Source organism: Paenibacillus sp. LS1, assembly GCF_026013365.1.
Classification (GTDB): Bacteria; Bacillota; Bacilli; order Paenibacillales; family Paenibacillaceae; genus Paenibacillus.
On record NZ_JAPDOE010000001.1, the window covers coordinates 1,768,830 to 1,780,950 of the forward strand.

Below are 12,121 nucleotides of genomic sequence, written 5' to 3' on the forward strand. Positions count from 1 at the left end.
CATTGGCTTGGCTGTATACTAGTACTTACACGGGAGACAGGCGGCTCAATCATGCAAAATGTCTGAATGGTGACTCAGATCCTCTGCTCAACTGGCCTGATCCATCTGTACCAGTTTCGCATTGGCTCCGTTAAATGCTTTGGTCTGCAGGTTGAATTGCTTTCGGAATTCAGCAAGCTGCGCATATTCGCTATTCCGTACCCGAATGGCTCGCTTGATCTTCACCAGATTAGGTTCCACACTTTCACTCATCAGGCCATATAACTGCTCATCTGCATTCAGACTCTGCTGATACGAAGCCACGAAATTTTCAAATGCACGTGCTCTTGCTTCAAATTGATCCAACACCTTCTCAGCCTGGGCCAACGTTTCTTCATTTTCAAACGATAGTTCCTTAAGGGAGCTGCGCAGGGCCACCGTCTTCTCGTTGGTTTCTTTCATGGCCTCTTCCGCCTGCTTCAACAACGTTCTTCGTTCATGAATATGCTCTGCTGCCTGATCCAGAAGTGCTTCGAGATCACTGTTTTTGTTCTTGCCTTTATCTAAGATAGTCTTGTATAACTTCATGTCTTCCTGCTCATGACCAGCCAGGGCCTTCAAGCTATGATCGATCGCCTGACCGCTGAGCACCAATTGATTCACCTGATTTGCCGCAGGCTCCTGCGGCTCTCCACAACCACTTGCCAGCAGCATTAGCAATACGCTAACTGCCGCAAGCGCCATTTTTTTACTCGTTAGCACCCAAGCCCTTCCTCTCTTGCATCATCTTGTTGTTATATTACAAGCGGCTATCTCCGCTAAAATTGGCTATCCAATGTGCATCTGGATCGTATACTTCGAACTCGTAGCCCCGATCTTCCAAAAGTTTCAGAATCCGTGGCAAAGCCTGAACCGTCTGCTCCCGCTCATGCATCAGAATCACTTCCTTATCCCGATGTACACTTTTGCTCACGCGAGCCACAATTTTATCCGGCTGACCGGGAAGATTCCAATCGAGTGAATCTGTCGTCCAGTCCCACATTTTGAACCCAGCCGCCGCAATGTCACCTCTGAACTTTTCACCGATCTGTGGACTACTGCCATAAGGTGCACGAATAAGATGAGGTGTAAAACCAATCAAGTCCTGCACCATCTTCTGCTCCTTCTTAAACTCTTTCACAAAGTTTGCAGAACTGCCGCTCTTATACAGCTTTTTATAGTTGTGCGTCATGCTGTGGAGTCCGGGATAACTGCCTTCCTTCAATAGCCGTTTCACTGCTTCCGGATGCTGATTCAACTGACGTCCGATCATAAAAAAGGTAGCTTTCGCCTCATGCTGCTTCAATATATCCAGCAGTTGTTCTGTATATTCAGTTGGCCCATCATCGAACGTTATGTATGCCAATTTGCGAACCTGACCCTGGAACCGTGCCGGCTCCTCCTTCGCATCCGGAGTAACTTGTATCATGCCGAGCTTGGCGGGCTGTTCTATTACAGTAATCGGAGGCGGCGCCACAACGCTTTTGATCCAATGCGTCATGCCAAGGAATACATATGTAATACCGGTAACGAATAGTACCAGGAGCATTAGAGCTATGCTAATCCTTCCATACCGGATTTTTCTTCGTTTATGTGTTTTCGTGCGACTTGTGCTAGGCGGAATACTGCCACGTTCTCCCGCTCTCTCTTGTTGGACTCTCACTGTCATGCCACTTCCTTACTTTCATTTTTTCCCGATTATTGGTATATTATCTCGTTTCATGTCTCTATATAGAAGATTAATAGAAAAATGGATCGGGAGAATGACAGAATAGTTACAAGCCCGGTTACAATCTACTTATCTCTTCGTTCTCTTTATCTTTCCTGCGGTTACCTTCTCCTGTATAATAAAGTGATTTACGCCATCAGACTTCAAGAAGGAGCTACACCCATGACAAGCTTGAACCGGGCCGGCAGATCCATCTATCTGCTGTTCTTTGTCGGCATTATCGCCATTTCTTTTTCTTCGATCTTTGTACGCTGGTCTACCGCAGATGTTGCGGTCATTGCGATGTACCGTCTATTTTTGACCAATCTGCTTATGCTGCCTTTTGTCTGGAAATACAGACATGAGATGATGCGTCTGAGCTTACGGCAATGGGGCTTGCTGCTTGCATCCGGTGTGATGCTGGCCCTTCATTTTCTACTCTGGATGGGTTCGCTGCGGCTCACCAGTGTTGCCAGTTCCACCGTTATTCTCGCGCTGGAGCCTATACTGATTCTTGCCGGTTCGGTATGGCTGTTCAAAGCCAAAATTAACCGCATGATGATCATCGGCATGGGCATCGCCCTGCTTGGATCAATCGTCATTGGTGCTGGAGATTTCCAGTTAGCAGGTACTGCACTGCAAGGTGATGTCCTGTCTTTGCTTGGCACAATCGCAGTCGCCGTTCATATGCTGTTGGGACAATTTTTGCGAGCGGGACTTAGTGCATTTTCGTATAACTTCTGGGTGTTCTTTGTCGCTGCTTGCACGCTGGCGGTATATAATCTGATCATGGGCCATCCGTTCGGGGGCTATGCTGCGTCAGAGTGGGGAATCTTCCTGCTGCTCGCCATTGTGCCAACGATCTTTGGACACTATCTCTTCAACTGGCTGCTTCAATATATGAATGCAACGACGGTATCCATGGGCGTACTTGGGGAACCCGTATTCTCTTCTTTGCTGGCCTGGATGCTGCTCGGCGAATCCCTCAGTGCATTACAGATGTCTGCCGGGGTCGTCATTATATTCGGGGTATGGATCTTCATTCGATATGGCAAAACCAAACCTCAACCCATTCCTGCTGATGCTCCTATCGCTGGCAAAGGGCCTGTTGAACCTACAGTGGTGTAACTTGCGTTTGTATTAGGATTTTTGTAAAAAACAACTGGGACCTGCACCACGCAGATTCCGGTTGAATCCATCCCACTACATATAAGGCGGTGTATTTTCATGAAAAATATTGTATCCATGCGCTGGCTGCTCGCCAGAATGTACGAACCGGATGTCGTCATTGCAGATTGCCGATTCTTGCTCGGTCAACCGGAGGCTGGAAAACAAGCCTATGAAGCTGGACATATTCCAGGAGCTGTCTATCTCGATCTGGAAAAAGATCTGTCTTCTCCTGTGTCTACGCACGGAGGACGTCACCCGCTTCCTGATCCGGCTGAACTGGCTAATCGTCTCGCCAAAGCGGGCATTGGCTCCAATAGTCGAATTGTTGCCTATGATGATCAAGGCGGCATGAATGCATCTCGTCTTTGGTGGCTGCTGCGCTACATCGGTCATGAGCAGGTGTACATTATGGACGAAGGCTTCTCCGCTTGGCAAAATGCCAAGTTCCCCGTGACCACAGATGTGCCCGTGCAGATCCCTTCTTCCTTTGAGGTGAATGTGCAGCCAGCCATGCTGGCAAGTGTAGAGGATGTGCAACAAGCTTCGGCAAGTGGCAATGCCGTGCTGATCGATTCTCGCGATGCCCGCCGCTACGCTGGATTAGAGGAACCGATTGATGCCAAGGCCGGACATATTCCGGGTGCGGTGAATTATTTTTGGAAAGATGTGTTGGATTGGGATGGACGTTGGACAGGTACTGAGGTGTTAGAAGAACGTTTCAGTAAGCTGGACAAGGATGGTGCGATTATCGTGTATTGTGGCTCCGGCGTATCAGCCTGCCCGAATGTGATTGCACTGGAAGAAGCGGGATTCTCGAATGTGAAGCTGTATTCCGGAAGCTGGAGCGACTGGATTAGTTATGAGGAGAACCCGGTGGCTACAGGGGAAAAATAAGAATGTAGCGAGGGTGTACATTATCTCAAAGAGGAATACACCGCCATGCAGGCTGACGCCTGGGGCGGTGTATTGGTTCATCTAAGTCAACAAGAGATCAACATTCGTTCAAGGAAAGTGATTACACCGGGCGAATAAAGGCATCTTACTTTCTTCAATTTAATAGTATATCTATCAATAAGAATTAGTAGAATGAGCAATATTAACATTTAAAAATCCAACGAACGCTTCTGCTTTACCGATTATAATCAACATAATTCAAACACAATCAACACCTGATCAACATTAATTTATTCAAGGCTCAGAGAAGGCTAACGCTGAGGAATAAGACAAAAATCAATTTGAGTGTAGAAACGAAGGATAGAACCCTTTGTATTCGATTTATTTATTTTGGCATAGTGTCGTATTGTATATTACAAAAATATAAAATTTGGTTCATGAACTAATTGTAGGAGTGGTCTACTTGGTTAAACGTAATTGGCTTGAGTTTGTTAATCCTGAATTAATTGATTTATTTCCATTACAATTTGTAAACTGCGATCGCATACAACAACACGATGTTTTATACATATTTGATGAAGTAGGAAGCGGAAAAACCATTACGAGCGGCTTAATCGCACTTGATTATATCGAGCAAAATCATAAAGATGTATTAATTATTACCACAAAAGCTCTCTCTGAAGGTGAACATCAGGGGCAGTTCTTAGGTGATTGGTATCAAAAACTGCCATTTATACATATGGGATATTCACATCATGTACATATTATTAATAACAATTATTCTCATATTGAGAAACTCGCAGGCAAAGCTTTTGGACTCATTATTATTGACGAAGCACACTTATTCTTGGCAGATAATACAAAAAAAAGAATAGCCCTTGAAAAATTAGTTGCTGAGAAAGTTGTTTTTTTAACGGCAACACCTATTAAATCTAATAAATATGACTTACAAACGTATATTAATATCGCTAAAAGTATGACTCAAAAGGATATTCAAAACAATTGGATTCAAAATATTGAAACGATTGGTAAGGAAAAAAATGCACTCATTTGTTCAAGCTTCGATATTACTTCACCAGTCACACGTTATTTCAAGGATACAATTCAGTCCTTGCAAATAAGTGAGTTTCATAAGACGACCATTAAGCGCCATGAAACAATGATTCATGAAGTAGGAATTAAATACGAAGATAGCAAAACTACACAGCAGCAAAAGGCAGAACAAACTGTGGAATTTTTAGAGTCACGCTTGAAAGAACAGCATGATGCCCGCTTTGTTATTTTCACACGTTTCATTGAGAAGGAAGCAACAGTACTTCGTCAGGCTCTAGAAGATGCCAATTTTATGGAATTCCGGGCAGAAACAACAGGTAATAGCTTTGCTATTGTTTCGGGGAGTAACAACTATGAATTAGCACATTATTCTAATAAAACGAAAGAAAGCATACTACCGACCGTGCTTGTTGTTAGTTATCAGATTGCAGAACAGGGTGTCAACTTACCTGGCTATAATCATGTGATTAACTATCATATTCCTGCCTTCCCTTCCGCTATTGAGCAACGCTACGGCAGAATTGACCGACTTGCTAAATCGGGCAAACAATACGAAGCCATTTATAATTGTTTCATATTAACAACTAATTTTTACGATAGCAACAATTCCAACTTTTATACAGCTATCTCTATTTCCTTGAATAACCTTTTAAAATTTATACCGTCTCGAAATACGCTGCTGTCTCGTAAGACCTTAACTTCATATTTAAGTGAAGCCTCCGTCCTTCAGAAACAACGCGAACTCTTCACTGACGCACTTAAATGTCAGGAGCAAATAGTGAATCTGTACTTTTCAGTTAAGAACGATGAAGTTACTAAAGATGATTCAAATACAACTTATCAGCTCTTATTTTCGCTTTATGAACAAGTTGAGGATTTTGAGTTCAACGATGAGCCCCACAATATTGATCGTTTCAAGAAAGCACTTGAAGATGTGTTAAGTACATTTGATGTGCTAAGTGAAAAAGGAACTAGACTAGCTGAAGAGCTACTAAAGAAATATGATGTGGCCGCAGAAACGGCAATTTGGGACAACATTTTTTATCGAAGTACTATAGATTTGCACGAGAACTTATCTGATTTGAATGCAATAAAAGAGGCAGCTGCGTTCATTAGAGAAAGTGATGCTTATGCGGAATATCGCAATAGATTCGAACGAGAATTGGCACCTAATTATCGTTTTAATCAGTATAAAAAAGCGCTAGATTATTTTTTCTACAAACAATTTGATAACAATCAGTTAAGATATGTGTTTCCTGTCGCAGTCAATCAGTCTTATCAGAAGGTTGTATTTGATTGTCAGGAAATTATTAAGGAGCTTGCAGTGAAAATCGGTCAGAAACTAACAGAGGCTGATATGCAAATCATTTTAACCAGCATTAATCGGTGGGCACCAAAGCTCCCTCTTTTTGTATTCTTTAGGGAGTTTGAGCGATTAGTAGGGAATATTAGCAGAACAAATGAGGAGATAATTAAAGGACACGACGATATAAGTAATAGATTATGCACTCGCAAAAACTATACAGGGAATGTGTTTATAAAAGCAATTTGCCAACTCCATAATATTCAAACACCAGCATATCCAGCCATTCAAAACGAAGTTCGTGGAATGAGTTATGAAGAGTTAACAAAGCAGTTTATATTAATTAAATCTGATCATGTCGATGAGAACAACAATATATTTAGGACAGTGATAACAACCTCTAAATATTTTAAATTGCTATATCACTTTTCTCGTAAAGAAGTATGCAGTTTTGGCAAGCTAAGGGATTCAGGCCGCAATAATGGCAGCGTTTATCATTCTATTTTTGCTAACATTGAGAATATTAAAACTCAGATGGTAAATATCATTTACCATTCATCGATACCAGAAGAAATGAAAGTACACTTCAAGAAAAATTATTATAAGGAAATTCCTAAAGAAATGATTGAGCAAGTTTCGGAATCATCTTTGCTCGACGAAGTGAATGAATACAATCGATTATCTAGAAATCTTATAGATTTTGATAATCAACAATTCACTATTCGTAACTATATGTCAATGTTTATGCATTTTGTCTTTTCTGAGTATCCGAACCACAGAAATAAGCATGCTCAGCGCTCTTGGGTGAAAAACGATTATAACTATGATATGAAACTGCCTCCTAATAACTATCATTACTATTCGAAGGATTATTGGACCATTCATATTATTGGAGAATTATTCGGAGTGAAGTTAAACTCTGATCATGTTGTGCATTCGTCAGTTCAAAAAATAGATACGGTAACCCTAAAAATTCTGGATTGACCAGATACAAGTAAAGCATCGAAAATACATCACGAAGGTCGCAAGCTTTTTAAGTTATTTGACAAACTGTGAATTTGCTTCATTTGAAATTTTACATTTTATGGTAATTGAACGAAGCAATAAGGACTAGGGCTCAGGTAAATTGAAATGGTGACGAGTTAGGTTAGGTAATATTCGCGCGATTAAACCATCCTAATCTAGCTCTAACTTCTTATAACAGTTTAAAAATCAAAGTCCAACAAATATCTTCATAAAACAACAAATAATTGATCCATAATGCCTATATGACTTTACTTTATTGTAAGCACAGCAATATAATAGAAATAGACCTATCTGGAACAACTCTGTTGCAGCAGGCCTCTCTTCAATAAATAAAACTAATAACGGAGGATACGTATGTTTGAAGTTTAAATAGTTCCTTCTCTGATAACTACTATGAGGAGGGCGAAAAAATATTAAATTCCCACAAAAGTAAGGTCAAAGCATCATTGGATAAATACATCAACAAAGCAGATCAAAGCATTGATGGTTCATCAATTCAAGATGATTGGTTCCCCCAAGTTGATGTAGATATATTTCTCTCACATTCCCACACAGATGAGAAATTAGCCCTATCTTTAGCCGGGTGGCTTAGCATAGAATTTAACTTGAAAGTTTTTGTGGATTCTTGCGTATGGGGGTACGCTGACGTTCTTTTAAGAGAAATAGATAACAATTTCTGCAAAATTAAAGATTCCTCCTCTTATTCATACGAAGAAAGAAATAAATCAACCGCCCACGTACATATGATGCTATCGACAGCTATAACTCAATTGATGGATAAGACAGAGTGCATTGTTTTCTTGAATACTTCTAATAGCATTACAACCGATGAAGCCATGAAGAAAACGAAATCTCCTTGGATTTTCTATGAATTGATGATGATGAAATTGATCAGGAAGAAAACAATTAAAGAACATCGTCACCATGTACTTTTAGAGTATGCAGAGTTGAAAAAGAGTGCAGAAGCTTCAATGAAGATTAATTATAGGATTTCTCTTGATCATCTCATTCCTCTTTCTGACAAAGATCTTTTTTCGTGGAAAAAAACTTATTCCCAGAACGAGCTCTACTATCCTTATCCAATGAGCAATGGAATTAAAAGAGTCCCTTTTGCTTTAGATAGTCTTTATGAAATTAAAGTACCTAAACGATAAGAATAAAATCCAAATTGAACCGCGATTAATAGTACGCAGTATTCGCTAATATCCGGTACTGGAAGGATAAATAGTTAAGGAGGCAACAACTCGATGCTAACGAACAGACAACATTATAATATTTTTATCAGTCATTCTTGGACATATGGAGACGCTTACACTAGATTAATCACCATGCTAGACAGGTCAGGTCTACCATACAAAGATTACTCTGTACCCAAAGACGACCCTATTCATAATGCCCTAAACGATCAACAACTTTATGCGGCAATAAAGAATCAAGTTAAATATTGCAATGTTGTTCTTATGATGTGTGGCGTCTATGCAACATACAGCAAATGGATGAACCATGAAATTATAATTTGTAAGAAAGATTTCAATAAACCTCTCATAGCAATTGAACCCTGGGGATCAGAAAGAACTTCACTTGAAGTTAAAAAGAACGCTGACAAGGTTGTCGGTTGGAACAGCTTATCTATTGCTAATGCAATTAGAGAATTAGGATAGGGAGATAACAATGATGAGAAAAGCTCTAATTGTCGGCATTGATGATTACGGGGATGCAAGTTTAAGCGGTTGTGTTAATGATGCTACTACAATGAGCACAATATTAGAGCGTAATGCTGACGGATCGCCAAATTTCGCAATAATGTCCATTACGTCTCCTCCTTTAGGTGTCACTCGCCAAAACTTACGTCAATCTTTGAATCAATTATTTCTTGGCGACTGCGACGTAGCATTGTTTTATTTTGCAGGGCATGGTTTGATAAATGAAAGCGGTGGCTTCATTGTGACAAGTGACTATGATGCTTATGATGAAGGCATATCTATGGATGAAATCTTGAAACTCGCTAATAAATCTAAGGCAAAAGACAAAATTATAATTTTAGATTGTTGTCACTCTGGTACTTTAGGAAATATATCAACTGACGGTTCTAATTCAACTCAACTGAATGATGGTGTGACAATATTAACAGCCTGTCGGCCTTACGAATCAGCTATGGAAAATAATGGACAGGGTTTGTTTACATCACTGCTAATTGATGCACTTTACGGGGGAGCAGCGGACATTCGCGGGTATATAACCCCCGGAGGCCTATATGCCTATGTAGATGCAGCATTGGGCCCATGGGATCAAAGACCTATGTTTAAAACTAACGTTTCACGTTTTACCAGAATAAGAACAGTTCCTCCTCAAATTCCTTTTGATGTTTTGAGAAAGCTCACAGACTATTTCACAGATGCACAGTCAGAACACGATCTAGATCCAACTTATGAGGATACTACCCCTGATGCTAATCCAGAAAATGTTCAGAAGTTTAAACATTTACAAAAATATGTGGCAGAGGGTTTAGTTAAACCTGTGGGCGAAGACCACATGTACTATGCAGCGATGAATTCCAAATCATGTAAATTAACAGCGCTGGGTTATCATTTTTGGCGGCTAGTTAAAGAAGGAAAAATATAGAATTCATTTATGTATCACAAAAAATCAATAAATAGCTAAGGAAAGGGAACTTACAATAATGATTAGAAAACCTATGCCTGATAATTCGGGGAGTAAAAAAACAGTTCCTACTCCCCATCGAAATGTTGGACAAACACGTTCTGGAAGTAAACCAACTGTCAATAGGCCACCAGTTAAGAAGTAGTACGACTAGATCGGGAAGGTGTCTGATAATACTCAGGCTTCTTCCTTTCTTCAATATCAGCCTTGTTGTATTCTTCTAAATCATAAATATAAATATGCACACCAGCATCAACATCCGTATAAACTTCTTTTACTGGCACTTCGTATCTTTCTACTATTTTCTGCACGTAATCCATATAAATCAATCTCATTGCTCTCTTTGACTCAAATGGCCTCGAAACCCTATCAATACAGCCATAAACTTCAGGAGAACTATTTCCGTATTTGGATATACCTACAACTAAAGTATCATTACTGAAAAAAACTTCCTCCCATACAGATGGTGACTTTGAAAGTTCGGTTTTCTTCACAGAAATCCTTATTTTGTTTATTATCCAAACCTGTGATGAATATCCGAATTTAGCATACAATAAACTTAGTATAAAACTCACTACTACACTTATCCCTGTAAATCGAACCAAATAATAAAGGTTTTTCGATTTTTCATACAAAGCCTCAATTGTATAAACTGGACTGGCAAACAAGTTCATTAATACTATCGTCAAAACTGAAACAGGGATCCATGCTATAGCTGCCATCGCCGTGAATTCTGGAACAGTATGCTTCACAACTGGATTTATCCCCATCATTTGTACCCAAAAGTACATCATAAAGCCGGGAAGAATAAAAACTATTGTACTTAAAATATTTTCCATGTAATCCTCCTTAGTGTATTAAATATATTTATTCTCTTATCGATGCCGATTCCCTGCTAAATTATTAATTCAGATGCGTTAATTAATTGCTTACCAATTTTCTAAACTTTAGTCTTTTAAAAGTAGCATAAGGCCCCCACAGTATTGTAGGGGCCTTATTTAGCAGCAGGTTTTTTAGTGGGTACTTTATTTTTCAGTGGAATAGCTTGGGGAGCAACAAACAAGATTGAAGTCAGCTTTGATCCGGTTAGATTTATTGTGGACAAAGTCGACAAAACTCCTTCTGGTGGTAAATTTAACAATAACGGCTCGCCTGTTCCCTCCTCCCTCATCTACAGTGGAACAACATATGTGCCTATTAAGCTCATTGGAGATATGATAGGGAAGCCTGTTGCCTGGGATGGTAAAACAAAATCTGTTTTGTTTGGGGACTCAGTCGTAGAAGGAGATTACTTAACGGATAAAGCTCCCGTTGATGTGGCTGATAAATCAATAGTTAACTCTGAAATGCAGCTCGATAACCAAACATATAAAAACGGACTATATGTAAATATTTATTACAGAAATAAAACCAAACAAAGCTATAACCTAAATGGACAATACAAATCTCTGAACTTCAACTATGCTAGTCTTGACAAAGCAAGTGATGATTCATCCGCATCCATGGTCATTTATGGTGATGGCAAAGAACTATGGAGTAGCACAGCCGTAAAAGGTGTTCCCGTTCAGTCAGCCACAATTCCTGTGAACGGCGTACTCAAGTTGGACATAGAATTCGCCAATATCTCCGGAAATTCATATCCAGCTATAGTAAACCCACTCTTATCGAAATGATTTTTTAGGGCCTGAAATCTCTAGATTTCAGGTCTACCTCATCTTTAACAACATCATTCTGTTATATTCAATATGTTTGTTCAGTAAATTCCAAGGTTGATGCCCGTTTTGTGGATACAAAGTGTTCCATATTAAAAGAACAACTACAAGCATTCACTGTGATTCTTGCAAGCAAATCACCTTATTCATGGCAATGAATTAAAAAGAACCAAAGGGTACAGTGCTTAATGAGAAAGAACAATATATCTCTGTTTAGCAAAGTTAAATAATTGACACCAATATCTCGTCCGATATTTAATGAAAATAAAAGGACTGATCCAGTTGTCAATAAAACATAGTTTTCTTGAAGCTTGCCAAAACAATGATATTTTAAAATGCGCTATGCTTATTAGTACCTATAGAAACGAAATTCTCCAAGAGCCACCATTCATCTTTGAATGTGTGGCTCTTGGAGATGTACAAACGCTTTTATTGATGTTGAACAACGGACTGAATCCAAACTTGTGCGACTTTGAAGGGATTAGTCTGCTAAGCCTTTGTTCGCAACTTGATAAAAATGATGAAGTGGCCGTACTTATTTACATTGCTAATGCTATATTAATAGAATGACCAATA

At 39.6% G+C, this 12,121-nt stretch carries 11 protein-coding genes; 8 read left to right on the plus strand and 3 right to left on the minus strand.

Annotation, left to right across the window (positions count from 1 at the left end):
• Nucleotides 1-87: 87 nt before the first annotated feature.
• Entirely contained in the window at nucleotides 88-741 is a 654-nt protein-coding gene (locus OM416_RS07725; RefSeq protein WP_264928202.1) for a YkyA family protein, read from the minus strand.
• 37 nt (nucleotides 742-778) lie between these two features.
• Nucleotides 779-1,687 carry a polysaccharide deacetylase family protein gene (locus OM416_RS07730; protein WP_264928203.1) on the minus strand — a complete coding sequence of 303 codons (909 nt, stop codon included), beginning with the start codon at nucleotides 1,685-1,687 and terminating at the stop codon, nucleotides 779-781.
• Nucleotides 1,688-1,909: 222 nt separating this feature from the next.
• On the opposite strand from OM416_RS07730, the gene OM416_RS07735 reads away from it, so the two are divergent.
• The 6 genes from OM416_RS07735 to OM416_RS07760 all read left to right on the plus strand — a co-directional run bounded on the left by OM416_RS07735 (nucleotide 1,910) and on the right by OM416_RS07760 (nucleotide 9,794).
• Nucleotides 1,910-2,854, plus strand: coding sequence for a DMT family transporter (locus tag OM416_RS07735; protein ID WP_076332254.1), 945 nt, complete (start codon nucleotides 1,910-1,912; stop codon nucleotides 2,852-2,854).
• A 99-nt stretch (nucleotides 2,855-2,953) separates the two neighbouring features.
• Nucleotides 2,954-3,790, plus strand: a complete 837-nt coding sequence (locus OM416_RS07740) for a sulfurtransferase (RefSeq protein WP_264928204.1) — start codon at nucleotides 2,954-2,956, stop codon at nucleotides 3,788-3,790.
• A 463-nt stretch (nucleotides 3,791-4,253) separates the two neighbouring features.
• Nucleotides 4,254-7,130: a helicase-related protein gene (locus OM416_RS07745; protein WP_264928205.1), complete on the plus strand. Its 2,877-nt coding sequence runs from the start codon at nucleotides 4,254-4,256 to the stop codon at nucleotides 7,128-7,130.
• A 488-nt stretch (nucleotides 7,131-7,618) separates the two neighbouring features.
• Entirely contained in the window at nucleotides 7,619-8,326 is a 708-nt protein-coding gene (locus OM416_RS07750) for a hypothetical protein (RefSeq protein ID WP_264928207.1), read from the plus strand.
• A 93-nt stretch (nucleotides 8,327-8,419) separates the two neighbouring features.
• On the plus strand, nucleotides 8,420-8,833 hold the full coding sequence (locus tag OM416_RS07755; protein ID WP_264928210.1) for a TIR domain-containing protein: 414 nt from the start codon (nucleotides 8,420-8,422) through the stop codon (nucleotides 8,831-8,833).
• Between the two features lie 10 nt (nucleotides 8,834-8,843).
• Nucleotides 8,844-9,794 (plus strand): caspase family protein, encoded by a 951-nt coding sequence (locus OM416_RS07760; RefSeq protein WP_264928212.1) that lies wholly within the window; start codon nucleotides 8,844-8,846, stop codon nucleotides 9,792-9,794.
• Between the two features lie 173 nt (nucleotides 9,795-9,967).
• On the opposite strand, the gene OM416_RS07765 is transcribed toward OM416_RS07760, so the two are convergent.
• Nucleotides 9,968-10,672 carry a hypothetical protein gene (locus OM416_RS07765; protein ID WP_264928215.1) on the minus strand — a complete coding sequence of 235 codons (705 nt, stop codon included), beginning with the start codon at nucleotides 10,670-10,672 and terminating at the stop codon, nucleotides 9,968-9,970.
• Nucleotides 10,673-10,849: 177 nt separating this feature from the next.
• Between OM416_RS07765 and OM416_RS07770 the strand changes: the two genes are divergently transcribed.
• Together OM416_RS07770 and OM416_RS07775 are read left to right on the plus strand one after the other, a co-directional pair.
• Entirely contained in the window at nucleotides 10,850-11,506 is a 657-nt protein-coding gene (locus OM416_RS07770; protein WP_264928217.1) for an NPCBM/NEW2 domain-containing protein, read from the plus strand.
• Nucleotides 11,507-11,827: 321 nt separating this feature from the next.
• Nucleotides 11,828-12,115: a hypothetical protein gene (locus tag OM416_RS07775; RefSeq protein ID WP_264928220.1), complete on the plus strand. Its 288-nt coding sequence runs from the start codon at nucleotides 11,828-11,830 to the stop codon at nucleotides 12,113-12,115.
• Nucleotides 12,116-12,121 lie beyond the last annotated feature (6 nt).

Coding starts and splice junctions, on each gene's coding strand:
- OM416_RS07730 (WP_264928203.1), bottom strand. CDS start 1,687: ATGACAGTGAGAGTCCAACAAGAGAGAGCGGGAGAACGTGGCAGTATT.
- OM416_RS07735 (WP_076332254.1), top strand. CDS start 1,910: ATGACAAGCTTGAACCGGGCCGGCAGATCCATCTATCTGCTGTTCTTT.
- OM416_RS07740 (WP_264928204.1), top strand. CDS start 2,954: ATGAAAAATATTGTATCCATGCGCTGGCTGCTCGCCAGAATGTACGAA.
- OM416_RS07755 (WP_264928210.1), top strand. CDS start 8,420: ATGCTAACGAACAGACAACATTATAATATTTTTATCAGTCATTCTTGG.
- OM416_RS07760 (WP_264928212.1), top strand. CDS start 8,844: ATGATGAGAAAAGCTCTAATTGTCGGCATTGATGATTACGGGGATGCA.
- OM416_RS07765 (WP_264928215.1), bottom strand. CDS start 10,672: ATGGAAAATATTTTAAGTACAATAGTTTTTATTCTTCCCGGCTTTATG.